General features: G+C 65.9%; 25 protein-coding genes. 9 read left to right on the forward strand and 16 right to left on the reverse strand.

Annotation, left to right across the window (positions count from 1 at the left end):
- The first annotated feature begins 29 nt into the window (after nucleotides 1-29).
- Entirely contained in the window at nucleotides 30-1,376 is a 1,347-nt protein-coding gene (locus ACS0OT_RS17330) for a sigma-54-dependent transcriptional regulator (protein WP_065178012.1), read from the forward strand.
- Nucleotides 1,373-2,725: a sensor histidine kinase gene (locus tag ACS0OT_RS17335; RefSeq protein WP_065186213.1), complete on the forward strand. Its 1,353-nt coding sequence runs from the start codon at nucleotides 1,373-1,375 to the stop codon at nucleotides 2,723-2,725. The genes ACS0OT_RS17330 and ACS0OT_RS17335 overlap by 4 nt, the downstream gene beginning before the upstream one ends.
- A 68-nt stretch (nucleotides 2,726-2,793) precedes the next feature.
- On the opposite strand, the gene ACS0OT_RS17340 is transcribed toward ACS0OT_RS17335, so the two are convergent.
- Nucleotides 2,794-3,327, reverse strand: coding sequence for a GNAT family N-acetyltransferase (locus ACS0OT_RS17340; protein WP_053497585.1), 534 nt, complete (start codon nucleotides 3,325-3,327; stop codon nucleotides 2,794-2,796).
- Nucleotides 3,296-4,663, reverse strand: a complete 1,368-nt coding sequence (glmU, locus tag ACS0OT_RS17345; RefSeq protein WP_065186211.1) for a bifunctional UDP-N-acetylglucosamine diphosphorylase/glucosamine-1-phosphate N-acetyltransferase GlmU — start codon at nucleotides 4,661-4,663, stop codon at nucleotides 3,296-3,298. Before glmU ends, ACS0OT_RS17340 begins: the two co-directional genes overlap by 32 nt.
- An 83-nt stretch (nucleotides 4,664-4,746) precedes the next feature.
- Between glmU and ACS0OT_RS17350 the strand changes: the two genes are divergently transcribed.
- On the forward strand, nucleotides 4,747-5,130 hold the full coding sequence (locus ACS0OT_RS17350; RefSeq protein ID WP_005419508.1) for a GtrA family protein: 384 nt from the start codon (nucleotides 4,747-4,749) through the stop codon (nucleotides 5,128-5,130).
- 221 nt (nucleotides 5,131-5,351) lie between these two features.
- Here the strand turns inward: ACS0OT_RS17350 and ACS0OT_RS17355 are convergent, their stop codons facing one another.
- From ACS0OT_RS17355 to ACS0OT_RS17395, 9 genes are all read right to left on the reverse strand, one after another.
- Complete coding sequence (locus tag ACS0OT_RS17355) at nucleotides 5,352-5,774, reverse strand: F0F1 ATP synthase subunit epsilon (protein ID WP_005419509.1); 423 nt, start codon at nucleotides 5,772-5,774, stop codon at nucleotides 5,352-5,354.
- A gap of 113 nt (nucleotides 5,775-5,887) precedes the next feature.
- The gene (gene atpD / locus ACS0OT_RS17360) at nucleotides 5,888-7,294 is read right to left on the reverse strand and encodes a F0F1 ATP synthase subunit beta (RefSeq protein WP_005419510.1); all 1,407 of its coding nucleotides are present in this window, start codon (nucleotides 7,292-7,294) and stop codon (nucleotides 5,888-5,890) included.
- A gap of 37 nt (nucleotides 7,295-7,331) precedes the next feature.
- The gene (gene atpG / locus ACS0OT_RS17365; protein WP_227836847.1) at nucleotides 7,332-8,195 is read right to left on the reverse strand and encodes a F0F1 ATP synthase subunit gamma; all 864 of its coding nucleotides are present in this window, start codon (nucleotides 8,193-8,195) and stop codon (nucleotides 7,332-7,334) included.
- A gap of 97 nt (nucleotides 8,196-8,292) precedes the next feature.
- Nucleotides 8,293-9,840 carry a F0F1 ATP synthase subunit alpha gene (gene atpA / locus ACS0OT_RS17370; protein ID WP_005419511.1) on the reverse strand — a complete coding sequence of 516 codons (1,548 nt, stop codon included), beginning with the start codon at nucleotides 9,838-9,840 and terminating at the stop codon, nucleotides 8,293-8,295.
- Between the two features lie 44 nt (nucleotides 9,841-9,884).
- The gene (locus ACS0OT_RS17375) at nucleotides 9,885-10,412 is read right to left on the reverse strand and encodes a F0F1 ATP synthase subunit delta (protein ID WP_442255915.1); all 528 of its coding nucleotides are present in this window, start codon (nucleotides 10,410-10,412) and stop codon (nucleotides 9,885-9,887) included.
- A 2-nt stretch (nucleotides 10,413-10,414) separates the two neighbouring features.
- Complete coding sequence (locus ACS0OT_RS17380; RefSeq protein WP_005419512.1) at nucleotides 10,415-10,885, reverse strand: F0F1 ATP synthase subunit B; 471 nt, start codon at nucleotides 10,883-10,885, stop codon at nucleotides 10,415-10,417.
- A 106-nt stretch (nucleotides 10,886-10,991) separates the two neighbouring features.
- Entirely contained in the window at nucleotides 10,992-11,297 is a 306-nt protein-coding gene (gene atpE / locus ACS0OT_RS17385; protein ID WP_005411133.1) for a F0F1 ATP synthase subunit C, read from the reverse strand.
- Between the two features lie 73 nt (nucleotides 11,298-11,370).
- Entirely contained in the window at nucleotides 11,371-12,171 is an 801-nt protein-coding gene (gene atpB / locus ACS0OT_RS17390; RefSeq protein WP_005411134.1) for a F0F1 ATP synthase subunit A, read from the reverse strand.
- 31 nt (nucleotides 12,172-12,202) lie between these two features.
- A complete protein-coding gene (locus tag ACS0OT_RS17395; RefSeq protein ID WP_014648497.1) occupies nucleotides 12,203-12,568 on the reverse strand; it encodes a hypothetical protein in 366 nt (121 codons plus the stop codon).
- Between the two features lie 456 nt (nucleotides 12,569-13,024).
- On the opposite strand from ACS0OT_RS17395, the gene ACS0OT_RS17400 reads away from it, so the two are divergent.
- On the forward strand, nucleotides 13,025-13,843 hold the full coding sequence (locus ACS0OT_RS17400) for a hypothetical protein (RefSeq protein ID WP_005419516.1): 819 nt from the start codon (nucleotides 13,025-13,027) through the stop codon (nucleotides 13,841-13,843).
- A 747-nt stretch (nucleotides 13,844-14,590) separates the two neighbouring features.
- Here ACS0OT_RS17400 and lpdA read toward each other — a convergent pair.
- The 3 genes from lpdA to ACS0OT_RS17415 form a co-directional block, all read right to left on the reverse strand.
- Nucleotides 14,591-16,399, reverse strand: coding sequence for a dihydrolipoyl dehydrogenase (gene lpdA, locus ACS0OT_RS17405; RefSeq protein ID WP_164093229.1), 1,809 nt, complete (start codon nucleotides 16,397-16,399; stop codon nucleotides 14,591-14,593).
- Nucleotides 16,400-16,505: 106 nt separating this feature from the next.
- Nucleotides 16,506-18,227 (reverse strand): dihydrolipoyllysine-residue acetyltransferase, encoded by a 1,722-nt coding sequence (gene aceF, locus ACS0OT_RS17410; protein WP_329889641.1) that lies wholly within the window; start codon nucleotides 18,225-18,227, stop codon nucleotides 16,506-16,508.
- Nucleotides 18,228-18,394: 167 nt separating this feature from the next.
- Nucleotides 18,395-18,910, reverse strand: coding sequence for a DNA-deoxyinosine glycosylase (locus ACS0OT_RS17415; protein WP_164093231.1), 516 nt, complete (start codon nucleotides 18,908-18,910; stop codon nucleotides 18,395-18,397).
- 186 nt (nucleotides 18,911-19,096) lie between these two features.
- Between ACS0OT_RS17415 and ACS0OT_RS17420 the strand changes: the two genes are divergently transcribed.
- The 3 genes from ACS0OT_RS17420 to glpK all read left to right on the forward strand — a co-directional run bounded on the left by ACS0OT_RS17420 (nucleotide 19,097) and on the right by glpK (nucleotide 23,061).
- A complete protein-coding gene (locus tag ACS0OT_RS17420) occupies nucleotides 19,097-19,732 on the forward strand; it encodes an OmpW/AlkL family protein (protein WP_005419535.1) in 636 nt (211 codons plus the stop codon).
- A gap of 242 nt (nucleotides 19,733-19,974) precedes the next feature.
- Nucleotides 19,975-21,459, forward strand: a complete 1,485-nt coding sequence (gene glpD, locus ACS0OT_RS17425) for a glycerol-3-phosphate dehydrogenase (RefSeq protein ID WP_262089895.1) — start codon at nucleotides 19,975-19,977, stop codon at nucleotides 21,457-21,459.
- Between the two features lie 102 nt (nucleotides 21,460-21,561).
- The gene (gene glpK / locus ACS0OT_RS17430; RefSeq protein WP_065178005.1) at nucleotides 21,562-23,061 is read left to right on the forward strand and encodes a glycerol kinase GlpK; all 1,500 of its coding nucleotides are present in this window, start codon (nucleotides 21,562-21,564) and stop codon (nucleotides 23,059-23,061) included.
- 177 nt (nucleotides 23,062-23,238) lie between these two features.
- On the opposite strand, the gene ACS0OT_RS17435 is transcribed toward glpK, so the two are convergent.
- Together ACS0OT_RS17435 and ACS0OT_RS17440 are read right to left on the reverse strand one after the other, a co-directional pair.
- Entirely contained in the window at nucleotides 23,239-24,033 is a 795-nt protein-coding gene (locus ACS0OT_RS17435; RefSeq protein WP_053500668.1) for a MetQ/NlpA family ABC transporter substrate-binding protein, read from the reverse strand.
- 26 nt (nucleotides 24,034-24,059) lie between these two features.
- Nucleotides 24,060-25,031 carry a helix-turn-helix transcriptional regulator gene (locus ACS0OT_RS17440; RefSeq protein ID WP_005419539.1) on the reverse strand — a complete coding sequence of 324 codons (972 nt, stop codon included), beginning with the start codon at nucleotides 25,029-25,031 and terminating at the stop codon, nucleotides 24,060-24,062.
- An 80-nt stretch (nucleotides 25,032-25,111) separates the two neighbouring features.
- Here ACS0OT_RS17440 and ACS0OT_RS17445 point away from each other — a divergent pair, with 80 nt between their 5' ends.
- Both ACS0OT_RS17445 and ACS0OT_RS17450 read left to right on the forward strand, forming a co-directional pair.
- Nucleotides 25,112-25,714: a hypothetical protein gene (locus ACS0OT_RS17445; RefSeq protein ID WP_069139700.1), complete on the forward strand. Its 603-nt coding sequence runs from the start codon at nucleotides 25,112-25,114 to the stop codon at nucleotides 25,712-25,714.
- Between the two features lie 106 nt (nucleotides 25,715-25,820).
- The gene (locus ACS0OT_RS17450; protein WP_005419541.1) at nucleotides 25,821-26,597 is read left to right on the forward strand and encodes a DUF481 domain-containing protein; all 777 of its coding nucleotides are present in this window, start codon (nucleotides 25,821-25,823) and stop codon (nucleotides 26,595-26,597) included.
- Nucleotides 26,598-26,678 lie beyond the last annotated feature (81 nt).

Here is a 26,678-nt window from a genome sequence, read left to right on the forward strand (position 1 = left end):
CCGCCCATCCCTTTCTGCAGAACTGCTTGATGCCTTCGATCCTGATCATCGACGACAACGCCAGCGTGGGCACCGCGCTGGACGTGCTGTTCTCCCTGCATGACATCGACACCCTGCAGGCGCAGACCCCGGCCGAAGGGCTGGCCCTGCTCGAGTCGCAGCCGGTCGACCTGGTGATCCAGGACATGAATTTCAGCGAGGACACCACCTCCGGCGAAGAAGGCGAAGACCTGTTCGCACAGATCCGCGCACGCCACCCGGACCTGCCGGTGATCCTGCTCACCGCCTGGACCCACCTGAGCAGTGCGGTGGACCTGGTCAAGGCCGGTGCCGCCGACTACCTGGCCAAGCCCTGGGACGACCGCAAGCTGCTGACCACGGTCAACAACCTGCTCGAGCTGTCCGAGGCGCGGCGCGAGCTGGACCGCCGCCGCAGCCGTGAGCTGCGCCAGCGCAATGCGCTGGAAGAAAAGTACGAGCTGTGTGGTGCGGTCTTCGCCGATCCGGCCAGCGAGCGCGTCATTGCCCTGGCCTGCCAGGTCGCGCGCTCCGACCTGCCGGTGCTGATCACCGGTCCCAATGGTGCCGGCAAGGAGAAGATCGCGCAGATCATCCAGGCCAACTCGCTGGTGGCCAAGGGCCCGTTCATCACGGTCAACTGCGGCGCCCTGCCCTCGGAACTGATCGAGGCCGAACTGTTCGGTGCCGAAGCCGGCGCATATACCGGCGCCAACAAGGCACGCGAGGGCAAGTTCGAAGCCGCCGACGGCGGCACGCTGTTCCTGGATGAGATCGGCAACCTGTCGCTGGGCGGCCAGATGAAGCTCCTGCGTGTGCTGGAAACAGGGCGCTTCGAGCGTCTTGGCTCCAATCGCGAGCGCCAGGTCAAAGTCCGTGTGGTCAGCGCGACCAATGCCGACCTGCCGGCGATGATCCGCGACGGCACCTTCCGCGAAGACCTGTACTACCGCCTCAATACGGTGGAATTGGTACTGCCACCATTGGCCGAGCGCCCGGGCGACATCGTGCCCCTGGCCGAGCGCTTCCTGACCGCCGGCAAGCCACTTTCCAGCGCCGCCACCGCGGCCTTGCAACGGCACCCCTGGCCCGGCAACGTGCGCGAACTGCGCAACGTGATCCAGCGGGCCGAGTTGCTGGCGACCGGCAACCGCATCGAAGTGGCCGACCTGAACCTGCCGCGTGCCGCACCTGCACCGCGACCGGCAGCCAGTGCCGGCAATGATCCTGACCGTGCGCGCATCGAGGATGTGCTGGCGCGCAACCACGGCGTCATCGCCCAGGCCGCCGCCGAACTCGGCCTGAGCCGCCAGGCACTGTACCGGCGCATGGACCGGCACGGCATCCCACGCGAATGAAACGGCGCTCGTTCACCTTCCGCCTGTTCCTGCGCCTGCTGCCGGTGCTGGCGCTGGCCGCCGCGTTGCCGTGGCTGCTGGCCTACTGGATGGACCATGGCTGGGTGGTGACCACGGTGTCGGCGCTGATCCTGCTGTCGCTGATGTGGTGGACCCTGCGCCGTGCAACCGCGCCGGTACGTTCATTGATGCGCGCCTTGGCCGGCACCACCAGCAGCTACCGCGACGGTGAGTACAACTTCGGTGTGTACTGGCCAGGCAACGACGAACTGGGTGACCTGGTGCAGGCGCACCGCGAACTGGGCGACGTGCTGCGCGAGCAGCGGCAAGGCCTGGTGCAGCGCGAACTGCTGCTGGACACCATGGTACAGAACACCCCGGTGGCGATGCTGCTGATTGCTTCCGGCGGCGATGGCATCGCCCGCGTGGTGTTCTCCAACCTGGCCGCGCGCAAGCTGCTGCATGGCGGCTGGAAGCTGGAAGGCCAGCGCCTGGAAGAGGTGCTGGAACAGGTGCCGGTGGAGCTGCGCGATGCCATCGCCCGTGGCGGCGACAGCCTGTTCGCGGTGCATGCGGAAGGCGAAGACGGCGATGAGGACGACGAACAGGTCTATCACCTCTCACGCCGATCTTTCCAGCTCAACGGCCGCCCGCACGACCTGCTGCTGGTACGCCTGCTCACCGCCGAACTGCGCCGCCAGGAAGTGCAGACGTGGAAGAAGGTGATCCGGGTGATCAGCCACGAGCTCAACAACTCGCTGGCGCCGATCGCCTCGCTGGCCCATTCCGGCGGCGTGCTGGTACAGCGCGAGCGCTTCGATCGGCTGCCGGAGATCTTCACCACCATCGAAGACCGCGCGCGCCACCTGGAAGGCTTCATCCGTGGCTATGCGCGCTTCGCCAAGCTGCCGCAACCGCAACTGCAGACCGTGCACTGGGCGCCCTTCCTGTCCAGCCTGCGCCAGCAGATTCCGTTCGGCATGGAACGTGAACCGGACGAGGAACTGAGCAGCCGGATCGACATCGCGCAGTTCGGGCAGGCGCTGTTGAACCTGCTGAAGAACGCGCATGAAGCCTGTGCCGAAGCCGATCCGCCCAATGATGACGTGCAGGTGCAGCTGACGCGGTTGCCGCAATGGCTGCGCCTGGATGTGCTGGACCGTGGCAAGGGCATGAACGAGCAGGTGCTGCAGAACGCGCTGATGCCGTTCTATTCGACCAAGCGCAACGGTACCGGGTTGGGACTGGCACTGACCCGCGAGATCGTGGAGGCGCACGGTGGGCGGGTGTCGCTGCAGAACCGCGGTGATGGCGGGCTGTGCGTGTCGATCCTGTTGCCGATGGGGTGAGTTGCCGACTTGGCTCGGTCTGTCAGTAGAGCCACGCCATGCGTGGATGTGCCGACCAGGGTCGGCACCTACCAGACCTGCCGCATCGCCACCCGCAGATGCATTGGAAATCCCAGCGCGGCCTCTTCGGCCATCACCGCGCGCAGGCCCTCGCTCCACTGCGCCTCGGGCACTACCTCGAACCCTTCGCTGGCGTAGAAGGCTGCATTCCACGGCACATCGCTCAAGGTGGTCAGCACCGCTGCAGCAAAGCCAGTGGCCCTGGCCTGCGCCAAGGCATGCCGCAGCAATGCACGGCCATGGCCACGACGCGCGTGCGCTGGATCCACATCCATCTGCAGGACATGGAACTCGCCTGCCAGGTCGCCGGCCAGCAGGTAGCCGGCAACACCGCCGGCGGCGCCATCCACCACCCACAGCTGCCCACGCTCAAGGCCTTCCTGCAGCGTCGGCAGGTCCAGGCCGTGGCTGGCAAACACCGGATAGGCCTCGTGACCCCTCAGCAGTTCGCCGGCACGTTGTTCGATCGCCGGCAGCACACCCAGCTCATCGGTGCGCGGAACCCGTGGCTCAGGACTTCTTGACCGGGCGCTTCCAGCCATCGATGGTTTCCTGTCGTGCACGTGCCAGCGTCAGCTTGCCGTCCGGCGCGGTGCGGGTGATGACCGACCCGGCAGCGATGGTCGCGCCCTCGCCGATGGTGATCGGTGCCACCAGCGAGCTGTTGGAGCCGATGAAGGCGTTGTCGCCGATGGTGGTGGTCGACTTGTTCACGCCATCGTAGTTGCAGGTGATGGTGCCGGCACCGATGTTCACCCTGCTGCCGATCACCGCGTCACCCAGGTAGGTGAGATGGTTGGCCTTGCTGCCGACGCCGAGGGTGACCTTCTTGGTTTCGACGAAGTTGCCGACGTGTACGCCATCGGCCAGCACGGTACCCGGCCGCAAGCGTGCGAACGGGCCGATCTGCGCGGCACCTTCGGTCACCACGCCTTCCAGGTCGCAATGCGCGCGCACTTCGGTGCCGGGCCCCAGGTTGACGTCCTTCAGCCGGTTGAACGGGCCTACGGTAACGCCGTCACCGAGCACGACGTTGCCTTCAAGAACAACGTCGACATCGATCAGTACATCGCTGCCCACGGTGACGGTGCCACGGATATCCAGTCGTGCCGGGTCACGCACGCGCGCGCCCTGAGCGCACAGTGCACGCACCGCACGGCGCTGCCAGGCGCGCTCCAGCTGCGACAGCTGCCATGGATCATTCGCCCCCTCGGCCTCCTGTGCATCGGCGACCAGGGCCATCTCGGCCGGGGTGTACTCATGCGCGGCGAACGCGAACACATCGGTAAGGTAGTACTCGCCCTGCGCATTGCTGTTGGACAGCTGCGACAACCAGCGGCGCAGCGCGGTCGACTCTGCGGCGATGATGCCGGTGTTGATCGTGCGCACGCGCAGCTGGTCGTCGGTGGCGTCCTTCTGCTCGACGATGGAGCCCACCTTGCCCTCTGCATCGCGCAGCACCCGGCCGTACCCGGTCGGGTCATCGACATCGGCCACCAGCACTGCCAGCCGGCCCGGCTGCGCCAGCAGGTCGCGCAGGGTCTGCGCGCGGATCAGCGGCACATCGCCGTACAGCACCAGCACCTGCGCGGCATCGGGAACCTGCGGCATTGCCTGCGCCACTGCGTGGCCGGTACCGAGCTGCTGGACCTGTTCGGCCCACTGCAGGTCGGGCTGGCCGGCGAAGTACTGACGCACCGCCTCGCCACCATGGCCGTAAACCACGTGGATGGCCGCCGGCTGCAGCTCGCGGGCCGTATCGATCACGTGCGCCAGCATCGGCTGGCCGGCGATCGGCTGCAGCACCTTCGGCAGCACCGACTTCATGCGCTTGCCGGCGCCGGCGGCGAGGATGATGACGTGCAGGGCTTGGGTCATGGGAGCAGCAGTCCGTAGTTCGTTGCCGGTGATTCTAGAGCGTGGGCCGTTAACATGGGCATCCCTCCTCCTTCACCACGCCGATGAGCCTGCTCCGCCAGGGAAGCACCTACCTCGTGATCGGGCTCGTGCAGCTGCTGGTCGATTGGCTGGTGTTCGTGGTCGCCACCGCGCTGGGCATGCCGGTCGCGCCGGCCAACATCGCCGGTCGCCTGGCCGGCATGCTGCTGGGCTTCTGGCTCAACGGCCGCTACACCTTTGCCGAGGCCGGCACCCGCAAGCTGGGATGGAAGCGCTTTGCACGTTTCTTCGGGCTGTGGCTGCTGCTGACGGCGACGAGCACGCTGCTGGTCAGCCTGGTCGACCAGGCGCTGGGCCTGCAATTCACGTGGCTGGCCAAGCCGCTGGTGGAAGGCGGGCTGGCATGCGTGTCGTTCCTGTTGATGCGCTACGTGGTGTATCGCTGAGACGAGGCGGGAATCGGGATGCCGGATTGGGGGCGGGAACCGGAACGGTAGAGTCGACTGTCAGTCGACTGCTCTTCCGTGAGGTCGCGAAAATCCCGAGCTGCGCGCGGTAGTCGACTGACAGTCGACTCTACCCCGTCGGCTCTACCCAATCGGCCCTGCCCCGCCCCAAACAAAAACGCCGGCACAGGGCCGGCGTTCTCGTGGATGCAGCGCGAACCTCAGTGCTTGAGATTCTTGCGCAGGCGTTCCAGTGCCTGCAGCTGGACGACGGCTTCAGCCAGCTTCTGCTGGGCTTCGGCCACTTCCATCGCTTCGCCGCGGTTGGCCAGGATGCGTTCGGCTTCTTCCTTGGCCTTGCGGACCGAGGCTTCGTCGATGTCCTGCGCGCGGATCGCGGTGTCGGCCAGCACGGTCACCACCTGCGGCTGCACTTCCAGGATACCGCCGGAGATGGCGAAATCCAGCTGCTCGCCGTTCGGCGTGGTGACCACCACCTTGCCCGGCTTCAGGCGGGTGATCAGCGGCGCGTGCTTGGGCGCGATGCCCAGTTCACCCAGCTCACCGGTGGCCACGACCAGGGTCGCTTCGCCACGGAAGATTTCCTGCTCGGCGCTGACGATGTCGCAACGGATCGTGCTCATGCAAATCTCTTCGCTGTTCGCGGCGGCGCAATGCCACCGTGGGGGTCCACCGGCGCGGGCGGTTGCCCGGCGCCGGCGTCAGGTCGGGCAGGATCGCTCCCGCCCGTCCCGGATCAGGCCTTCTCGGCCATCTTCTTGGCCTTCTCGACCGCTTCTTCGATGCCGCCGACCATGTAGAACGCCTGCTCCGGCAGGTGGTCGTACTCGCCATCGACGATGGCCTTGAAGCCACGGATGGTGTCCTTCAGCGGCACGTACTTGCCCGGCGAACCGGTGAACACTTCGGCCACGTGGAACGGCTGGCTGAAGAAGCGCTCGATCTTACGGGCGCGCGACACGGCCTGCTTGTCCTCTTCGGACAGTTCGTCCATGCCCAGGATCGCGATGATGTCCTTCAGTTCCTTGTACTTCTGCAGGGTCTGCTGGACGCGCTGGGCGGTGTCATAGTGCTCGTGGCCGATCACCAGCGGATCCATCTGGCGGCTGGTGGAGTCCAGCGGATCGACGGCCGGGTAGATACCCAGCGAGGCGATCGAACGCGACAGGGTGACGGTCGAGTCCAGGTGGGCGAAGGTGGTCGCCGGCGACGGGTCGGTCAGGTCGTCCGCGGGAACGTAGACGGCCTGGATCGAGGTGATCGAGCCGTTCTTGGTCGAGGTGATGCGCTCCTGCAGGACGCCCATTTCCTCGGCCAGGGTCGGCTGGTAACCCACCGCGGACGGCATACGGCCCAGCAGTGCCGACACTTCGGTACCGGCCAGGGTGTAGCGGTAGATGTTGTCGACGAACAACAGGACGTCCTTGCCCTTGCCGTTTTCGTCCTTCTCGTCGCGGAAGTACTCGGCCATGGTCAGGCCGGTCAGCGCGACGCGCAGGCGGTTGCCCGGCGGCTCGTTCATCTGGCCGTACACCATCGCCACCTTGTCCAGGACGTTGGAGTCCTTCATTTCGTGGTAGAAGTCGTTGCCCTCACGGGTACGCTCACCCACGCCGGCGAACACGGACAGGCCGCTGTGCGCCTTGGCGATGTTGTTGATCAGCTCCATCATGTTGACGGTCTTGCCGACGCCGGCGCCGCCGAACAGGCCGACCTTGCCGCCCTTGGCGAACGGGCACATCAGGTCGATGACCTTGATGCCGGTTTCCAGCAGCTCGGTGGCCGGGGACTGGTCTTCATACGACGGCGCAGCGCGGTGGATTTCCCAGTTGTCGCTGGCAGCGACCGGGCCGGCTTCGTCGATCGGACGGCCCAGCACGTCCATGATGCGGCCCAGGGTGCCGGCGCCGACCGGCACCGAGATGCCGCGGCCGGTGTTGACGGCAACCAGGTTGCGCTTCAGGCCGTCGGTGGAACCGAGGGCGATGGTACGCACCACGCCGTCGCCCAGCTGCTGCTGGACTTCGAGGGTGATCTCGGTGTTTTCGACCTTCAGTGCGTCGTACACCTTCGGCACCGATTCACGCGGGAATTCGACGTCGACGACCGCGCCGATGATCTGAACGATCTTGCCCTGACTCATTGCTGCATCCTCTAATGTGTGCTTTGAACGAACGCGGTCAGACTGCTGCCGCGCCGCCGACGATTTCGGAGATTTCCTGGGTGATCGCTGCCTGGCGCGCCTTGTTGTAGACGAGCTGCAGGGTGCCGATCAGCTTGTTGGCGTTGTCGCTCGCCGCCTTCATCGCAACCATGCGTGCGGCATGCTCGGAGGCGACGTTTTCCAGCAGTGCCTGGTACACCAGCGACTCGATGTAACGCGTCATCACGTGCTCCAGCACGGTCGCGGCATCGGGTTCGTACAGGTAGTCCCAGTCGTGGTGAGCGATCTGCTTCTCGGCCGGCGGCAGCGGCAGCAGCTGATCGAAGCTGGCCTTCTGCACCATGGTGTTCACGAAGCGGTTGTAGACCAGGTACACGCGGTCGATCTTGCCTTCGGTGAAGGCGTCGAGCATGACCTTGATCACACCGATCAGCGATTCCAGCTTCGGCACGTCGCCGATGTGGGTCACGCTGCCGACCATGTTGACCTTCACGCGGCGGAAGAAGGTCGATGCCTTCTGGCCGATGGTCACCAGGTCCACTTCGGCACCCTTGTCCTGCCATGCCTTGGCTTCGCCCAGCATCTTGCGGAACAGGTTGTTGTTCAGGCCGCCGGCCAGACCGCGATCGGAGGAGATCACGATGAAACCGACCCGCTTTACCTGCTCACGCTCGACCAGGAACGGATGCTGGTAGTCGGTGCTGGCCTGGGCCAGGTGACCGATCACCTGCTTCATCGCCTGCGCGTACGGACGCGAGGTCTTCATCCGATCCTGCGCCTTGCGGATCTTGGAGGCCGAGACCATTTCCAGGGCGCGCGTCACCTTGCGGGTGTTCTGCACGCTCTTGATCTTGGTTTTGATTTCGCGTCCGCTTGCCATCTCTTGTTTCCCGTGGCGCGGGGCTGATGCCCCGCGTTGTTCAACCGTTTGTCATCTGGTCCAGCGGAGCCGGTGGCTCCGCTCTACAGGACCGCGATTACCAGCTGCCGGTGGTCTTGAACTCGGCGATGCCCTTCTTGAAGGCACCTTCGATGTCGTTGTCCCAACCGCCGGTAGCGTTGACCTTGCTGATCAGCTCGCCCTGGGTATTGGCGAAGTGGGCGTGCAGGCCTTCTTCGAACGCCAGCAGCTTGTTGACCGGCACGTCATCGAGGTAGCCCTCGTTGACGGCGTAGATCGACAGCGCCTGGTTGGCGATCGACATGGGCGCGTACTGCTTCTGCTTCATCAGCTCGGTGACGCGCTGGCCACGCTCCAGCTGCTTGCGGGTCGCTTCGTCCAGGTCCGAGGCGAACTGCGCGAACGCAGCCAGCTCACGGTACTGGGCCAGCGAGATACGGATACCGCCCGACAGCTTCTTGATGATCTTGGTCTGGGCCGAGCCACCGACGCGCGACACCGAGATACCGGCGTTCACGGCCGGGCGGATGCCGGCGTTGAACAGGTCGGTTTCCAGGAAGATCTGGCCGTCGGTGATCGAGATCACGTTGGTCGGAACGAAGGCGGACACGTCGCCGGCCTGGGTTTCGATGATCGGCAGCGCGGTCAGCGAGCCGGTCTTGCCGGTGACCTTGCCTTCGGTGAACTTCTCGACGTATTCCTCGGACACGCGGGCAGCGCGTTCCAGCAGGCGCGAGTGCAGGTAGAACACGTCACCCGGGTAGGCTTCGCGGCCCGGCGGACGCTTCAGCAGCAGGGAGATCTGGCGGTAGGCGACGGCCTGCTTGGACAGATCGTCGTACACGATCAGCGCGTCTTCGCCGCGGTCCATGAAGTACTCACCCATGGTGCAGCCCGAGTAGGCGCTGATGTACTGCATGGCAGCCGATTCGGAAGCGGTCGCGGCGACCACGATGGTGTGGGCCAGCGCGCCGTTCTCTTCCAGCTTGCGCACGATGTTGGCGATGGTCGACGCCTTCTGGCCGATCGCAACGTACACGCACTTGATGCCGGTGCCCTTCTGGTTGATCACCGCATCGATCGCCATGGCGGTCTTGCCGGTCTGGCGGTCACCGATGATCAGCTCGCGCTGGCCACGGCCGATCGGGATCATCGAGTCGACCGACTTGTAACCGGTCTGCACCGGCTGGTCGACCGACTTGCGCCAGATCACGCCCGGAGCAACGCGCTCCACCGGAGCGGTCAGGTCGGTGCCCAGCGGGCCCTTGCCGTCGATCGGCTCGCCCAGCGCGTTCACGACGCGGCCCAGCAGTTCCGGACCGACCGGCACTTCCAGGATGCGGCCGGTGGTCTTGGCGACATCGCCTTCGCGCAGGTGCTCGTAGTCACCCAGGACCACGGCGCCGACCGAGTCGCGCTCCAGGTTCAGGGCCAGGGCGAAGGTGTTGTTCGGCAGTTCGATCATTTCGCCCTGCATCACGTCGGCCAGACCGAAGATGCGCACGATGCCGTCGGACACGCTGGTCACGGTGCCTTCGTTGCGCGATTCCGCGGCCAGCTTGACCTTCTCGATGCGGTTCTTGATCAGTTCGCTGATTTCGGAGGGGTTGAGCGTGGTTGCCATCGTCAAGTCCTAGTGCCGGCAGCGGGGCCGGACGTTAAATGAATTCAGTTAGCGAGCGCGGTCTGCAGACGGGCCAGCTTGCCCTTCAGCGAACCATCGATGACCACGTCGCCGGCGTCGATCACGGCGCCGCCGATCAGCGAAGCATCGACCGCAGTGGTCACGTCGACCTCGCGGTTGAAGCGCTTGCGCAGCGCGACCTTGATCGCGTCCAGCTCGCCGGCCGACAGCTCGGCAGCCGAGGTGACGGTGGCCTTGACCACGTGCTCGGCTTCGGCGCGCAGGGCGTCGAACATGCCGGAGATTTCCGGCAGCAGCGGCAGACGATGCGATTCGGCCAGGATGGCCAGGAAGCGCGAGTAGGTCTCGCCGTGGGACACCGGCGCCAGCAGGGCGACGGCGTCGTCACGACCCAGCTCCGGGTTGGCGAGCAGGGCCGCCACGCGCGGGTCGGCGGCGACGTGGGCGGAGAACGCCAGGGCTTCCGACCACGGCGCGAACGCGCCTTCGTCGCGCGCGGTCGCGAACGCGGCGCGGGCGTACGGGCGGGCAAGCGTGAGGGCCTGGCTCATCCTTAGATCTCCGAGGCCAGCTCGTCGAGCAGCGCCTTGTGGGCGTTGGCGTCGATTTCGCGCTTGAGCAGCTTTTCGGCACCGGTCACGGCCAGCGCGGACACCTGCTTGCGCAGATCTTCACGGGCACGGTTGGCGGCGGCGTCGATTTCAGCCTGGGCCAGTTCCTTCTGACGGGTGGCTTCGGTGATCGCTTCGTTGCGGGCAGCATCAACGATCTGGTTGGCACGCGCATGGGCCTGATCGATGATCTCGTTGGCCTTGGTGCGGGCTTCCTTCAGCGCTTCGTTGACCTTCTCCTGCGCCTGGGCCAGATCTTTCTGGCTGCGGTCGGCAGCAGCGAGGCCTTCAGCAATCTTCTGCTGGCGCTCTTCGATCGCGTTCATCAGCGGCGGCCAGATCTTGGTCGCGATGATCCAGATCAGACCAGCGAAGGCCAGCGCCTGCGCAAGAAGGGTGAAATTGATATTCATGGTTAGCTCGATCGCTGGTTTCGGGGTGGACGCGCCGCCGAAGCGGCACATCCGGCCTTCATCCGAAACCGGGTGCATCAGCACCCGGTCGTCTCAAACCGCTGTATCAGCCGGCCAGAGCCTTGGTGACGGCGCCAGCGAAGGCAGCCGACAGCGGGTTGGCGAAGGCCAGCAGCAGGCCAACGGCGACCGAGATGATGAACGCGGCGTCGATCAGGCCGGCGGTGATGAACATGCGGACCTGCAGGACCGGGATCAGTTCCGGCTGGCGGGCGGCCGACTCCAGGAACTTACCAGCCATGATGGCCAGACCCAGACCGGCGCCCAGCGCGGCCAGGCCGATCATGATGCCGACGGCAAGGGCGGTGGAGCTCTGAATCTGCGCGAAGTTGGTCAGGACGGCGAAGTACATGGTTATCTCCAGGAACTTAAGTTGCTAAGGGTGATGAAACGGATGAAGGTTGAAACGCGTTGAAGCTTGAAACTCAGTGAGCGTCTTCCGACAGGCTCAGGTACACGATCGACAGCATCATGAAGATGAAGGCCTGCAGCGGGATCACCAGCAGGTGGAACAGCATCCAGCCGAGGCCGAACACACCACCGGCAATGGCACCGAAGAAACCGGCACCACCCAGCACCCAGATCAGCAGGAACACGATTTCGCCGCCGAACATGTTGCCGAACAGTCGCATCGCCAGCGAGATCGGCTTGCTCAGCCACTCGACGATGTTGAGGATCAGGTTGAACGGCATCATCCACTTGCCGAACGGCGCCGTCAGGAATTCCTTGATGAAGCCGCCCAGGCCCTTCGACTTCAGTGCGAAGAACAGCATCAGGAAGAACACGCTGATGGCCATGCCCAGGGTGGCATTGACGTCAGCGGTCGGGACCGGCTTCCAGTAGTGCACGCCCGCCCATTCCAGCGGCTTGGCAATGAAATCGGCCGGGATCATCTTCAGCAGATTCATCAGCAGAATCCAGAAGAAGATGGTGATGGCGATCGGCGTGACCAGCTTGCTCTTGCCGTGGTAGGTGTCCTTGGCCTGGCGGTCGACGAACTCCAGGCAGATCTCGACGAAGGCCTGCCACTTGCCCGGCACGCCGGCGGTGGCCTTGCGGGTGCCCAGCCAGAACGCGACAACGATCACCAGGCCCATCAGGACCGCGGTGAGGAAGGTATCGACGTGGATATGCCAGAACATACCCTCACCCTTGCCGACCGGCGCGGTCAGGTTGTGCAGGTGATGCTGGATGTAGCTGGTAGGGGTTAGAGCCTCGCCCGCCATGTGTCCGGAACCTTCAGTTAATTGAATTCTGTCAACGCCTGGCCATCGCCAGGACCTGGAACATCAAGCCGACGGCGATACCGGCCAACAGCGCCAATGCAGGCAGCTTGAAGACCAGGAACCCCACCAGCAGGACGCCGAAAACCACGACCCACTTGGCCACGATCGCAATGATCAGGCGAGCCATCGCCGATCCTGCGGCCACCGCACCACCCCCCAGCGCCATCCTTGCCGCCACCCAGCCACCGGCCGAAATGGCCACACCGGACGCCAGCGCGCCGAGGGCATATTTCGGACCGACCAGCAGGAAGGCCAGGGCCAGGACAGCGACCGCGGCCAGCGGGTAGACCGCGGCGCGCAGCATCAGTCGCCGACCCGCATCAACGGAGTTCAGCACAGGACGTCCCGCGTGGTTGCAAGTGGAAGGCTGAGGCGGCTACAGCAGGGGGGCCTCATCGAGCCGCCAAATTATAGCAATGGGACAATTTGCGAGACAACCGCTGCCTGTTCATCCCGGGAAGCCGCAAGTTGCGGTAACGGTTACATTTTTGCGTACCACCCGGGGGACAATGACGTCCGCATGATGCTGCACCGCAGTATTGAACTTTGGTCGCAGGCGAGGAACTTTCGCCGGATGCGCGGGTCCGATCTTTCGACCTGCCTGCAGCATCCTCGTCGGCTCCACCCCGCAGGTCCCACGATGGCCCCGAAGCCCGTCTCCGGGGCCATCTTTTTGCATCGTCGCGACAGCACTGAACCGTGCACATGCCGTGGACCATACGTTCACGGATGGTGGACGGGCCTGTCCGGCACAGTGGTCTTCATTCTGATGAACCACTGCAAGGACTCTTCGATGCGCCCCGTACCCACCCTGCTCGCTCTCTCCCTGATCGCCGCCGGCGCCTCGTTCGCCACCGCTGCCCACGCCGCCGAAGGCGACGACCGCTTTGCCCTGCGCCTGGGTGCGATGAACATCGACTCGGACAACACGCTCCGCGGCAAGACCAATGTCGCCGGGCAGGACATCGGTTTCTCCGAGGACTTCAAGCTGGGTGGCAAGGAGTGGGAGCCGCGCATTGACGGCATGTTCCGCATCAGCAACCGCCAGCGCCTGCTGTTCAACTATTTCAAGTACGACAAGGACCGCCGCGAGACCCTCGGCCAGGACATCTCCTTCGGTGACGTCAACGTGCCGTCCGGCAGCTTCGTCAAGGGCGAACTGAAGTACCAGGTGGCCAGCCTGGTCTATGACTACTCGGTGGTGGACACCGATACGTTCGACCTCGGCCTGCAGCTGGGTGCCGAGTACGCCAAGGTCAGCACCAAGGCCTACGCCGACCTCGGCACCGTGTACGAAGGCCAGTTCCTCAACGAGAAGACCGACGGCGTGGCGCCGGTGGTCGGTGCGCGATTGAGCTTCACCCCGTCCGAGAAGTGGATGATCACCCTGCAGGGCCAGTACCTCAACACGCGCTGGGGCAGCTTCGATGACTACAAGGGCGATCTGAGCCGCGCCAACGCCATCGTCGATTACCGCTTCACCAGGAACTTCGGTGTGTTCGCCGGCTACGACTGGTTCAAGCTCGATGCGGACAAGAAGGGCAGCGACGGCACCATCGGCCTGAAGCAGGAATTCAAGGGCCCGGTGGCCGGCGTCAGCTTCGTGTTCTGACACCCGCCCCTTCCACGGCTCTCTCTCTCCTGGCGCGGCCTCCGGAACATCGGGGCCGCGTTTTTTGTGGCATCGTCGAGCAGAGAAGCAGGTTGGCCGAGCGCGGGGGGAGAGGGGCTTGCGTGCGAATGTCCCCCGGCGCCGGCCTGCGGCCGTCACCTCCTCCTTTACTTCGCACACAAGCCCCTCTCCCCCCGCGCATCAGGCATCCGCGCGGCCCAGGCAGTGGCTCTGGACTGTCCGCAAGCCGAGCCGCTGCGTGGGTGGCCGGCGTCTGGACAAAGTAAAGGAGGAGGCGACCACCGCAGGCGGACGACGGGGGACATTTGTCCAGACGCCTGCCACCTGCGCAGCGGCCCAGACCTTCGCGGTGGCAGTTACCGTAGACGCAGGCGTGGTCGAGCGCTGGAGGGACCGGGGGCTGTCTGCGAATGTCCCCCGGCGCCGGCCTGCGGCCGTCACCTCCTCCTTTACTTCGCACCCAGCCCCCACTCCCTCCGCGTGTCAGGCATCCAGGCGGCCCAGGCAGTGGCTCTCGACTACCCGCAAGCCGAGCCGCTGCGTGGGTGGCCGGCGTCTGGACAAAGTAAAGGAGGAGGCGACCGCCGCAGGCGGACGACGGGGGACATTTGTCCAGACGCCGGCCACCCACGCAGCGGCCCGAACGCTCGCAATGAGAGTGATCGAAGCTCAACAAAAAAACCCCGGTAGATGCCGGGGCTTTTCGTTCGGAACGGCGCGGGCGCCTTACTTCTTCTTCGGCATGTACAGATCGGTGATCGTGCCGTCGTAGATTTCCGAGGCCATCGCCACCGATTCGCTCAACGTCGGGTGCGCATGGATGGTGTGGCCGATGTCTTCGGCTTCGGCACCCATCTCGATGGCCAGGCCGATCTCGGCCAGCAGGTCACCGGCATGCACGCCGACGATCGCGCCGCCGATGATGCGGTGGGTCTCCTCATCGAAGATCAGCTTGGTGAAGCCCTCGGTGCGACCGATGCCGATCGCGCGGCCGCTGGCGGCCCAGGGGAACTTGGCCACGCCGACCTTCAGGCCCTTGGCCTTGGCTTCGGTCTCGGTCACGCCCACCCAGGCGATTTCCGGGTTGGTGTAGGCCACCGACGGAATCACCCGGGCCACCCACTCCTTCTTGTGGCCAGCGGCCACTTCAGCAGCCAGCTTGCCTTCGTGCGTTGCCTTGTGCGCCAGCATCGGGTTGCCGACGATGTCGCCGATGGCAAAGATGTGCGGCACGTTGGTGCGCATCTGGCGATCAACCGGGATGAAGCCACGCTCGGTGACCTGCACACCGGCCTTCTCGGCATCGATCTTCTTGCCGTTCGGCGAACGCCCGACGGCCACCAGAACACGGTCGAAAGTGCCCTGCGCCAGCGCCGGTGCCTGGCCTTCCTCGGCCGCCTCGAAGGTCACGGTGATGCCCTTGGCATCGGCGGTGACGCCCGAGGCCTTGGTCTTCAGGTGCACTTCGATGCCCTGCTTCTTCAGGCGGTCGGCCAGCGGCTTGACCAGGTCCTTGTCGGCGCCCGGCATCAGCTGGTCCATGAACTCGACCACGGTGACCTTGCTGCCCAGTGCGCTGTACACAGTGGCCATTTCCAGGCCGATGATGCCGCCGCCGACGACCAGCAGCGAGCCCGGCACTTCGGCCAGCTCCAGCGCGTCGGTGGAATCCATCACGCGCTTGTCGTCCCACGGGAAGTTCGGCAGCTTCACCGCCTGCGAACCAGCGGCAATGATGCACTTCTGGAAGCGCAGCAGCTGGGTGCTGCCGTCTGCGGCGGTGATCTCCAGTTCGTTGGCCGAGAGGAACCTGCCGACGCCCTGCACGTTGCGGACCTTGCGCTGCTTGGCCATGCCGGCCAGGCCCTTGGTCAGCTGGTTGACGACCTTTTCCTTGTACTGGCGCAGCTTGTCCAGGGTGATGGTCGGCTTGCCGAACTCGACGCCGAAATCGCCGGCGTGGGCGACTTCGTCGATCACCGCGGCAGCGTGCAGCAGCGCCTTGGACGGAATGCAACCGACGTTGAGGCAGACGCCGCCGAGGCTGGCGTAGCGCTCGACCAGCACCGTATCCAGGCCGACGTCGGCGGCGCGGAAGGCGGCGGTGTAGCCGCCCGGGCCGGAGCCCAGCACGACCATTTCGCATTCGATGTCGGCCGGCTTGCCACTGGACAGCGCCGGCTTCGGTGCCACCGGCTCGGCCGGGGCGCGGTGCGAGGGGGTCACCGGCGGCTTGCTGGCCGGAGCGGCCGCAGCCGGAGCCGGCGCAGCGGGCTTGGCGGGGGCATCGGCGGCGCCTTCAGCGTCCAGCACCACGACCACGGCGCCTTCGGACAGGGTATCGCCCAGCTTGACCTTGATCTCCTTGACCACGCCGGCCGCCGAGGACGGCACTTCCAGGGTGGCCTTGTCCGACTCCAGGGTCACCAGGCCCTGGTCCTTCTTCACCGTGTCGCCGACGGCGACCAACACTTCGATCACCGGAACATCGCTGTAATCGCCGATGTCGGGAACCTTGACTTCAATCGTGGCCATGGTGGTTTTCCTTGTGCCCGGCCGGCATGGCCGGCGGGCTGTCACTGCATCTGTTCACGCGGCCGCGCCAGGGGCAGCGGCCGCACGGTGGGGGCGAAGCGATGCCTTACAGCAGCACGCGGCGCATGTCGGCCAGCACCTGCGACAGGTACGTGGTGAAGCGTGCGGCCAGGGCGCCGTCGATGACGCGGTGGTCGTAGCTCAGCGACAGCGGCAGCATCAACTTCGGCGCGAACTCCTTGCCATTCCAGACCGGCTGGATGGAGGACTTGGACACGCCCAGGATGGCCACTTCCGGTGCATTGACGATCGGAGTGAACGCGGTGCCGCCAATGCCGCCCAGCGAGCTGATCGAGAAGCAGCCGCCGCTCATGTCGGCCGGGCCCAGCTTGCCGTCGCGCGCCTTCTTGGCCAGCTCGCCGGTTTCCTGCGCGATCTGCACCACGCCCTTCTTGTCCACGTCGCGGATGACCGGCACGACCAGGCCGTTCGGCGTATCGGCGGCAAAACCGATGTGGAAGTACTTCTTCAGGGTCAGGTTTTCACCGCTGGCATCGAGCGAGGCGTTGAACTCCGGGAACTTCTTCAGCGCCGCGGCGCTGGCCTTGATCAGGAAGGCGAGCATGGTCAGCTTGATGCCGGCCTTCTCGTTCTCCTTGTTCAGTGCGACGCGCAGGCTTTCCAGGTCGGTGATGTCGGCCTGTTCGAACTGGGTGACGTGCGGGATCATCGCCCAGTTGCGGGCCAGGTTCGCGCCGGAGATCTTCTTGATGCGCGACAGCGGCTGGACTTCGGTCTCGCCAAACTTGCTGAAGTCGACCTTCGGCCACGGCAGCAGGTTCAGGCCTCCACCGGCAGCGACGGCAGCACCACCGGCAGCCGGCGCGCCACCGCTCAGCGCGGCCTTGACGAACTTCTGCACGTCAGTCTTGGTGATGCGGCCCCCCTTCTCGGTGCCGTTGATCTGCAGCAGGTCCACGCCCAGCTCGCGGGCGAACACGCGCACCGCCGGGGTGGCGTACGGCACCTTGGCCGGCAGCACGCCATCGGCGTTGAACTGCACCGGCGGGCTGGACGGGGTGCCGGCCGAAGCGATCTCGCGCGCCGCCAGCTTGTCCGGCTGTGCCGGCACAGCGACCGGCTCGACCTTGGTGGCGGTCTCGGCGGCAGCCGGAGCAGCGGCAGCCGCCGCCTTGGTCGGTGCCGGCGCGGCAGCGCCTTCGGCTTCAATGATGGCAACCACGTCGCCCTGCGACAGGTTGTCGCCCACCTTGACCTTGATCTCCTTGACCACACCGGCCACTGACGACGGCACCTCCATCGTGGCCTTGTCGCTTTCCAGCGTGACCAGGCCCTGGTCCTTCTTGACCGTGTCGCCGACGGCGACCAGCACTTCGATGACCGGGATGCCGGCGTAGTCGCCGATGTCCGGCACCAGCGCTTCCACTGCGCCACCGCTGGCGGCCGGAGTGGCCGGAGCGGCCGCCGCAGCGGCGGCCGGGGCCGGCGCGCTCTGGGTGGCAGCAGCCGGGGCAGCGGACTTGGCCGGTGCCGGTGCGGCGGCGGCCGGCGCGGCGGCTTCGCCTTCGGCCACTTCGATCAGCGCCACGACCTTGCCTTCGGACAGGCTGTCGCCCACCTTGACCTTCAGTTCCTTGACCACGCCTGCCACCGAGGACGGCACTTCCATCGTCGCCTTGTCGCTTTCCAGCGTCACCAGGCCCTGGTCCTTCTTGACCGTGTCGCCGACGGCGACAAGCACCTCGATTACCGGGATATCGCTGTAGTCACCGATATCGGGGACAAGTGCTTCCTTGATTTCGGCCATGGGGATAACTCCGGCAATCTGGTGTAGGGAAACGTCTATTGTGCGGCCAGCGGGGTCCAGCGCCAACCGTTACAGGTGTTTTCAGTACGCACGCAGCCGGGACAGGCCGTTGCCCACGGGTCCCGGCCGCGACCAGTCGGTAGCGTATTGTCCGGACGATGTCCGCTTCATGTCGCCAGTGCGTCTGCAACCGGCTGCCAGGCCTGGCGCAGGCGCGGCAACGACCACGCCGCATTGGCCGGGCTGGTCGAGGGCAATGCAACCACCTGTGGCGGGGCCTCCAGCTGCGGCAGCACCCAGCGGTGGAACGCCTGCCATGATGCAGCGCCATTGCAGCCGATCAGCGTCAGCTCAGGCAACGTGGCGATCAGTTCCGGCAGTGCATTGGCCACTTCCGTGCCACGCACGATGTCCGCGTCCAGGCTGCCTCGGCGCTCGCAGCGACCGATCACATCCCACAGACCGATGCCCGCGGCATTCAATGCCTGCAGCCGCGCGGCGTAGGCCAGATCCGCGTCGAAACCACAGATGTCGGCCATCAGCGGCCAGAAGCGGTTGCGCGGATGGGCGTAATAGCGCTGCTCCTGCAGGGACGCCACGCCCGGCATCGAGCCCAGCAGCAGCACCCTGCACTCCACGTTCACCTGCGCTTGCAAGCCAATGCACAACGTTGCTGTGCTCACATCTTCTCCAACTGCATGAATGTCCCCGAGCGCCAGAAACCCCATGAATACAGGCGTTCCGTACCGGTCGCTGAACAAGGAAAACTATTTTTTAACGTGCGTCGGATTCGATTCATGTTGGGGCGACTACGGTGTGCTCGCCCCGCAACCGGGGGCCCAAAACAAGAAACATTAGGAGATACCCCCATGCGCTCCATCCGTATCCTGAGTCTCGCCCTGCTGACCTCCGCCGCCTTCGCGCCGGCCGCTTTCGCCCAGGACAGCAGCAGCACCGACACCGCGTCGGGCAAGCATTTTGCCGTTGTTGGCGGCATCTCGCTGCTGGAACCGAAGAACGACCCGATCTCCGGCGTGAAGAAGACCGATGGTGGTCCGGCGCCGACCGTCAGCTTCAGCTACTACATCAACGACAACTGGGCCGTTGAACTGTGGGGCGCCGCTGACAAGTTCGACAACAAGTTCAAGGGCCCGAACAACGCCCGCCTGGGCTCGGTCGAGCAGCAGCCGGTCGCGCTGAGCGGCCAGTACCACTTCGGCCAGGCTGACAACGTGTTCCGTCCGTTCGTGGGCGTCGGCTACTACCAGTCGAGCTTCAGCAACGAGAAGCTGGGCAACGGCGCTGACACCGACATCCGCTTCAAGGATGCCAAGGGCGTGATCGGCACCGTCGGCGTCGACATGAACATCAACTCCACCTGGTTTGCCCGTGCTGACGCCCGCTACATGCGCGCCCGCCCGGACATCAAGGTTGGCGGCGAGAAGATCGGCGAAGCCAAGATGGATCCGTGGACCGTCGGCTTCGGCATCGGCGCCCGCTTCTGATCCAGGCTGCACCTGCTTCACTGATGCAACGCGACGGGCCCTTCGGGGCCCGTCGTCGTTTCCGTCACCGGCGTTCTGTAGAGTCGAGCCCATGCTCGACTGCCTTTTTGTAGAGTCGAGCCAAGCCCCCTATCCCGAGTCGAGCGGCGGGCTCCGCGCGCATTGCGATGCGTTACGTTCAATGGCGCCCACGGTCAATGGTGGCGCGGCTCGGCTCTACAGACACAGGACGCGGAGACACGATGGACGACGTCGACCTGCTGGTGATCGGTGGCGGCATCAACGGTGCCGGCATCGCCCGTGACGCCAGCGGCCGCGGCCTGCGCGTGCTGCTGTGCGAGCAGCACGACCTGGCCGCGCATACCTCCAGCGCCAGCAGCAAGCTGATCCACGGCGGCCTGCGCTACCTGGAACAGGGCGAGCTCGGGCTGGTGCGCAAGGCGCTGGGCGAACGCGAGGTGGTACGCCGGCAGGCGCCCCATCTGGTCCATCCATTGCGCTTCGTGCTGCCGTGGGAACCCCATCTGCGCCCACGCTGGATGCTACGCGCGGGACTGTGGCTGTATGACCACCTGGGCCGTCGCAGCCCGGCATTTCCCGCCTCGCGCGCCCTGGACCTTCAGCGCGATCCGCTCGGCCCCTGGCTTTCCCCGGATCTGCGGCAGGCCTTCAGCTACGCCGACGCGCAGGTCGATGACGCGCGACTGGTGCTGCTCAACGCCCTGGATGCCGCGCAGCGGGGCGCACAGGTGCGTGTGCGCAGCCGCTGCATCGACCTGCAGCCCTTGCAGGGCCGGTGGCAGGCGGTGCTGGAATCCGCTGATGGCCAGCAGCAGGTGACCGCGCGCGCCGTCGCCAATGCGGCAGGGCCGTGGGCCGGCGGCCTGCTGGAACGGATGGAGGCACGCAGTGGCGGCCCCGCGCTGCGGCTGGTACAAGGCAGCCACATCGTCCTGCGCCGGCCCTGGCCCGATGACAGCGCGTGCCTGCTGCAGCAACCCGATCGACGCGTGGTGTTCCTGTTGCCCTTCGCCCACGACCACCTGCTGGTTGGCACCACCGACACCGACTATCGCGGCGACCCGGCGCGCTGCGGCGTGCTGCCTTCAGAGGTGGCGTACCTGTGCGAAGCGGCCAACCGCTACCTGCATGAACCCATCGCGCCGGAAGATGTGGTCTGGCAGTTCGCCGGTGTCCGCCCGCTGCTGGCTGATCCCGATCCGCGCGCGGCAAGACTCAGCCGCGATTACCGCCTGCAGCTGCAGGTGGACCCGGCACCGGCGCTGCATGTGCTGGGCGGCAAGCTGACCACCTACCGGGTGCTGGCCGAGGAAGCGCTGGAGCTGCTGCGGCCCGCCCTGCCGCAGATGGGAGCGGCGTGGACAGCAGACGGGGACCCGCTGCCAGGCAGCGACTGGGGCGACGCCGCGCAGGCGGGCGCGCATCTGCAGGTATCGGCACCCTGGTTGCCCGCAGGTATCGCGCGACGCTGGGCCGGGGCCTATGGCAGTCGAAGCGCGGAACTGCTGCAGGGTGTACGGGGCCTGCACGATCTTGGCGAGGCGTTTGGCGGCGGCCTGCATGCCCGGGAAGTGGCCTTTCTACGCGAGCATGAGTGGGCGCGCACTGCCGAGGACGTGCTGTGGCGAAGGAGCAAGCTGGGGTTGCGGCTGGACGCTGCGCAGGTGACACGGCTGCAGGCGTGGATCGAACACTCCACTCTGTAGAGCCGAGCCATGCTCGGCTGCGTTGTGCAAATGCAGCCGAGCATGGCTCGGCTCTACAGAGAGAAAGGTAAGTTACCCTGACTGCTCTACCGGAGACGCTGCATGACGCCCCGCTACGTGCTGGCCATCGACCAGGGCACCACCAGTTCGCGCGCGATCCTGTTCGACCGTGCCGGCGACATCATCGGCAGCGCGCAGCGCGAGTTTGCACAGATCTTCCCGCAACCCGGCTGGGTCGAGCATGACCCGCGCGAGATCCTCACCAGCGTCTATGCCACGCTGACCGAACTGCTCAGTCGCGGGCAGATCGACCCGCGCCATATCGCCGCACTGGGCATCACCAACCAGCGCGAAACCACCGTGGTCTGGGACCGTGCCACCGGCCAGCCGATCCACAACGCCATCGTCTGGCAATCGCGGCAGAGCCACGCCATCTGTGAACGACTGAAGTCCGAAGGCCATGAAGCGCTGATCCGCGAGCGGACCGGCCTGCTGATCGATGCCTATTTTTCTGCGACCAAGGTGCGCTGGATCCTCGACCACGTGGAAGGTGCGCAGCAGCGCGCCGAACGTGGCGAGCTGCTGTTTGGCACCATCGACAGCTGGCTGGTGTGGAACCTCAGCGGCGGCCAGGCGCATGTGACCGACTACAGCAACGCGGCGCGCACGCTGTTGTTCAACATCCACACGCTGGACTGGGATGACGATCTGCTGGCCCTGCTCGACATCCCGCGCGCGATGCTGCCGCAGGTGCGCGACTCCAGTGCGGTATACGCACACACCCGGCCGCAGTTCTTCTTCGACCACCCGATCCCGATCGCCGGCATCGCCGGTGACCAGCAGGCGGCACTGTTCGGCCAGGCCTGTTTCCAGCCGGGCATGGTCAAGAACACCTATGGCACCGGTTGCTTCATGTTGATGCATACCGGTGCGCAGGCGGTGCGGTCGCGCAACGGCCTGCTGACCACCATTGCCTGGGGCCTGGACGGGCGCGTGGAGTATGCGCTGGAAGGGTCGATCTTCATCGCCGGCTCGGTGGTGCAGTGGCTGCGCGACGGACTGCGCATGATCGAACGCGCCAGCGACAGCCAGGCACTGGCCGCGCAGGTGCCCGACAGCGGCGGCGCCTATCTGGTGCCGGCGTTTGTCGGCCTGGGTGCGCCCTATTGGCGCAGTGATGTGCGCGGTGCGATGTTTGGCTTGACCCGTGGCACGGGCAAGGCGCATTTCGTGCGCGCCGCGCTGGAAGCGATGGCCTACCAGACCCGCGACGTGCTCGATGCCATGCAGTCCGATGCGGGCATCGCACTGACCGAGCTGCGCGCTGATGGCGGTGCGATCGGCAACGACTTCCTGGCCGGCTTCCAGGCAGACATCCTCGGTGTGCCGCTGCTGCGGCCGCGGTTGACCGAAACCACCGCGCTCGGTGCGGCCTATCTGGCCGGCCTGGCCGTCGGGTTCTGGTCAAGCCGCGAACAGATCGCTGCACAGTGGGGCCTGGACCGGCGCTTCGAGCCACAGATGGAGGTGTCGCGGCGCGAGAAGCTGTATGCGGGATGGCAGCAGGCAGTTGCCGCCACCCTCGCCTTCCACGTCGATTGAAACTGCAATGCCCTGCCCTGCTGCGGCACGTGGAGTGACACGGAAGAGCCGAGCGATGCTCGGCTGCCGTTGGTGAAATGCCGGAAACAGCAGAGCCGAGCGTGGGCTCGGCTCTACAGGGCAGGCAGTGTCGACCAAGGTCGACACCCACCATTCAAATCAACAGATCAGCCGCAATCAGAACGCCGGCAGCACCGCGCCCTTGTACTTGCTCTCGATGAAGGCCTTCACCTGCGGGCTGGTCAGGGCCTTGGCCAGCTTCTGCACACGGGCGTCGTCCTTGTTGTCCGGGCGCGCGACCAGGAAGTTCACGTACGGCGAATCCTTGCTCTCGATCGCCAGCGCATCCTTGGTCGGGTTGAGGCCGGCGTCCAGCGCATAGTTGGTGTTGATCAGGGCCAGATCGACCTGGTCCAGCACGCGCGGCAGCATCGCCGAGTCCAGCTCGCGGAACTTCAGGTTCTTCGGGTTGGCGGTGATGTCACGCTGGGTCGACAGCGCGTTGGCCGGGTCCTTCAGCTCGATCACGCCGGCCTTGTGCAGCAGGATCAGCGCGCGGCTGTTGTTGCTCGGATCGTTCGGGATCACCACGTCGGCACCGTCGCGCAGCTCGGCCAGCGACTTGACCTTGCGCGAGTACGCACCGAACGGCTCGATGTGCACGCCGATCACCTTCACCAGGTCGGTCTTGCGGTCGCGGTTGTAGGCATCCAGGTACGGCTCGGTCTGGAAGTAGTTGGCGTCCACCTGCTTCTGCACCAGCTGGTCGTTGGGCTGCACGTAGTCGTTGAATACGCGCACGTCCAGGTCCACGCCTTCCTGCTTGAGGATCGGCTTGACCACCTCGAGGATCTCGGCATGCGGCACGGCCGTGGCGGCCACCACCAGCTTCTGCGAGGGCTCGCCGGACTTGCCGCAGGCGGTCAGGGCCAGCGCAGCGGCGAGCAGGGACAGCAACAGGGTCTTCTTCATGGGGGACGGGGTTCTCGGGGGGAGTGTCAGGATTTTTCGTAGTTGCTCAGGGCCAGCTCAAGCAGCGCCTTGGCCTGCTCGCGCAGCATGATCGGCTCGATGATCTCGGCATCCGAACCATAGTGCAGCACGTCCATCAGCAACTCTCGCGAGACGCTGTACGGCACCTTCAGTTCGTAGCGGCCATCGGCCAGGAAACGACCCTGCTGCTTGGAATGCCAGTGCTCGTCGGCCACCCAGCGCGCAGCCTTGGCGCTGAACAGGATGGTCGCCCAGCCCTTCGGCGCACCCGAAAAAATGCCATAGCTGGCGCCGAGCTGCTCGTCCAGCTCGCTGTCGGCGACATCGCGGGCGGCACTGTCGATTACCCGTGCCTTGTGGATGCGGTCCACCGCGAAACTGCGCAGCGCCTCGCGGTCATGGTCCCAGGCATCCAGGTACCAGTTGTCGCGATAATGGGTCAGGCGCTGCGGCGAGACGGTGCGCTTGGTCGGCTCGTCGGTGGAGCGGGCGCGGTACTCGAACGCCAGCTGACGGCGCTCCAGCACCGCCGAGGCCACGCTGCGGAAGCTGCCTTCATCGAACTTGCGGCCACGGTGCGGAATCACCCGCACGCGATCGACCGGCCAGCTGGAGACACCGGCCTGGGCTGCCAACAGGCTCTCGATGCGCTGCTGCAGCGGGGCCAGCACCGACGACAGCACGCCACCGCCGGTGCGCGCCAGCAGGTGCTGCGAGGCCAGCAGGGCATGCAGCTCCTCCGAGCTGAGCCACAGGCCGGGCAGCTCGAAGCGGTCGCTCTCGTCGGCCTGGTAGCGGAAGCCGGCCTCGCCGTCGCCCTCGATCGGTGCCATCAGCGCATCGCGCAGGAAGGCCAGGTCGCGGTAGACGGTGGCACGGGAACAACCGAGCTTGTCCTGCAGCGTCGCCACCGTCACCGGATAGCGCGCGGACTTGAGCAGACGATGCAGGGCGGTGATGCGTTCGTATCGGTCCATACCCCCGATTATGTCCGAGTCGCGGGTCTTGTGTGGGACGTTTGGGCTATCGTGGTCGCCCCCACCCCATGGAATGCCCGATGCGCCGGTTGCCTGCCCTGTCCCTGCTGGCCTGCCTGCTGCTGGCCGCCTGCGATCGCGCGCCGGCGCCGGCGGGCACCGAGGCCCCGGTACCCGCCGCCGATCCGGCACAGGCGGTGCTGGGTGCCAGCCAGCGTTTCGCCGCCCTGCGCAGCTTCCACGCCGAACTGGAAGTGCTGGGCGCGCCGCAGCGGGTACGCAGCGCCATGGACTTCGTTGCACCCGACCGTTTCCGGGTGGAGACCCCGGCCGGGCCGCAGACCATCATCGGCGACACCCTGTTCCTGCAGGCCGACGGTGCGATCCGCCAGGTGCCGGCCCCGCCCGGCCTGCTCGAGCAGTGGCGCAACCCGCTGCCGGCCGACGCCCTGCCCGCCGACCTGAAGGCCGAAGATCTCGGCAGCCAGGCGCTGGACGGGGTCGAGACCCGTCACTACCGGCTGCGCGGCAACCAGCCCGGCGAACGCCTGGAGTACTGGGTGGATGCCCAGGGCCTGCCACGCCAGATCGTGCGCAGCGGCAGCAGCAATGGCCGCAGCTTCCAGCTGCGCCTGCGCTATTCGCGCTTCAACGACCCCGCATTGCGTGTCGATCTGCCCTGAATAGGCGATCGCGGCAACGTTCGCTGAAGCACGCTTTGGATCGATTCGGACCGCCATCACGCTTCCAGTATCATCACCGGCTGTTAACCGTTCCGGAGAAGCCTCGATGTCCCTGCGCGTGTCCCTGCTGATCCCCCTGCTGCTGTGTGCGCCGCTCGCATACGCGCAGGATGCCTCCGAACTGGCGGCGATGTCCTCGCCGTGGAGCGGCAGCGGCGGCGAGCTCGGCTTTGCCTCGGCACGCGGCAACAGCAGCACCGAGAGCTTCAACGGCCGCCTGCGCCTGCGCTACACCGACGGCGACTGGGTGCACAGCATGGACCTGTTCGGCCTGCGCTCCAGCTCCAAGGTGACCGAGACCAACGACGACGGCACCACCACCCGCCGCAGCAACACCACTGCCAACCGCTACACCGGCAGTGCGGGCAGCGCGCTGCAGCTGGGCGAGCACCGCCAGCTGACGGCCACGGTGCGTACCGAGCGCGACGACTTCGCCACCTACGACCGCCAGAGCTCGTTCGGTCTGGGTTACGGCACCCGCCTGTGGAACACCGAGCGCTTCTATTTCGACGCGCAGATCGGCCCCGGCGTGCGCCGTACCCACAGCACCGAGGATGACCGCACCCGTACCGGCATGATCGGCCGCGGCCAGTTCGACCTGAAATACTCGCTGACCGACAACACCGACCTGGTGAACACGCTGCTGGTCGAATCCGGTTCGTACAACACCTTCGGCCAGAACGACTTCGGCGTCTCGGTGAGCATGAACGAGCACCTGGCGCTGAAGGCCGGCTGGCAGGCGCGTTACAACAGCGACGTCGCTGTCGACAAGCGCAAGACCGATACGCTGACCACGATGAACGTGGTCTACAAGTTCAAATAAGAAACGGGCGCCAAGGCGCCCGTTCTTCATTTCGGTAGTGCCGACCGCTGGCCGGCAACAGCGTTCAATCGGCGGCATGAG

Origin of the sequence: Stenotrophomonas maltophilia group sp. RY12688, assembly GCF_052149045.1 — a bacterium.
In the GTDB taxonomy this organism is placed as follows: domain Bacteria; phylum Pseudomonadota; class Gammaproteobacteria; order Xanthomonadales; family Xanthomonadaceae; genus Stenotrophomonas; species Stenotrophomonas sepilia.

Bases quoted from the DNA above. Each gene is read 5' to 3' on its own strand.
- ACS0OT_RS17330 (WP_065178012.1), top strand. From the start codon at position 30: ATGCCTTCGATCCTGATCATCGACGACAACGCCAGCGTGGGCACCGCG.
- ACS0OT_RS17335 (WP_065186213.1), top strand. From the start codon at position 1,373: ATGAAACGGCGCTCGTTCACCTTCCGCCTGTTCCTGCGCCTGCTGCCG.
- ACS0OT_RS17340 (WP_053497585.1), bottom strand. From the start codon at position 3,327: ATGGCTGGAAGCGCCCGGTCAAGAAGTCCTGAGCCACGGGTTCCGCGC.
- glmU (WP_065186211.1), bottom strand. From the start codon at position 4,663: ATGACCCAAGCCCTGCACGTCATCATCCTCGCCGCCGGCGCCGGCAAG.
- ACS0OT_RS17350 (WP_005419508.1), top strand. From the start codon at position 4,747: ATGAGCCTGCTCCGCCAGGGAAGCACCTACCTCGTGATCGGGCTCGTG.
- ACS0OT_RS17355 (WP_005419509.1), bottom strand. From the start codon at position 5,774: ATGAGCACGATCCGTTGCGACATCGTCAGCGCCGAGCAGGAAATCTTC.
- atpD (WP_005419510.1), bottom strand. From the start codon at position 7,294: ATGAGTCAGGGCAAGATCGTTCAGATCATCGGCGCGGTCGTCGACGTC.
- atpG (WP_227836847.1), bottom strand. From the start codon at position 8,195: ATGGCAAGCGGACGCGAAATCAAAACCAAGATCAAGAGCGTGCAGAAC.
- atpA (WP_005419511.1), bottom strand. From the start codon at position 9,840: ATGGCAACCACGCTCAACCCCTCCGAAATCAGCGAACTGATCAAGAAC.
- ACS0OT_RS17375 (WP_442255915.1), bottom strand. From the start codon at position 10,412: ATGAGCCAGGCCCTCACGCTTGCCCGCCCGTACGCCCGCGCCGCGTTC.
- ACS0OT_RS17380 (WP_005419512.1), bottom strand. From the start codon at position 10,885: ATGAATATCAATTTCACCCTTCTTGCGCAGGCGCTGGCCTTCGCTGGT.
- atpE (WP_005411133.1), bottom strand. From the start codon at position 11,297: ATGTACTTCGCCGTCCTGACCAACTTCGCGCAGATTCAGAGCTCCACC.
- atpB (WP_005411134.1), bottom strand. From the start codon at position 12,171: ATGGCGGGCGAGGCTCTAACCCCTACCAGCTACATCCAGCATCACCTG.
- ACS0OT_RS17400 (WP_005419516.1), top strand. From the start codon at position 13,025: ATGCGCCCCGTACCCACCCTGCTCGCTCTCTCCCTGATCGCCGCCGGC.
- lpdA (WP_164093229.1), bottom strand. From the start codon at position 16,399: ATGGCCACGATTGAAGTCAAGGTTCCCGACATCGGCGATTACAGCGAT.
- aceF (WP_329889641.1), bottom strand. From the start codon at position 18,227: ATGGCCGAAATCAAGGAAGCACTTGTCCCCGATATCGGTGACTACAGC.
- ACS0OT_RS17420 (WP_005419535.1), top strand. From the start codon at position 19,097: ATGCGCTCCATCCGTATCCTGAGTCTCGCCCTGCTGACCTCCGCCGCC.
- glpD (WP_262089895.1), top strand. From the start codon at position 19,975: ATGGACGACGTCGACCTGCTGGTGATCGGTGGCGGCATCAACGGTGCC.
- glpK (WP_065178005.1), top strand. From the start codon at position 21,562: ATGACGCCCCGCTACGTGCTGGCCATCGACCAGGGCACCACCAGTTCG.
- ACS0OT_RS17435 (WP_053500668.1), bottom strand. From the start codon at position 24,033: ATGAAGAAGACCCTGTTGCTGTCCCTGCTCGCCGCTGCGCTGGCCCTG.
- ACS0OT_RS17440 (WP_005419539.1), bottom strand. From the start codon at position 25,031: ATGGACCGATACGAACGCATCACCGCCCTGCATCGTCTGCTCAAGTCC.
- ACS0OT_RS17445 (WP_069139700.1), top strand. From the start codon at position 25,112: ATGCGCCGGTTGCCTGCCCTGTCCCTGCTGGCCTGCCTGCTGCTGGCC.
- ACS0OT_RS17450 (WP_005419541.1), top strand. From the start codon at position 25,821: ATGTCCCTGCGCGTGTCCCTGCTGATCCCCCTGCTGCTGTGTGCGCCG.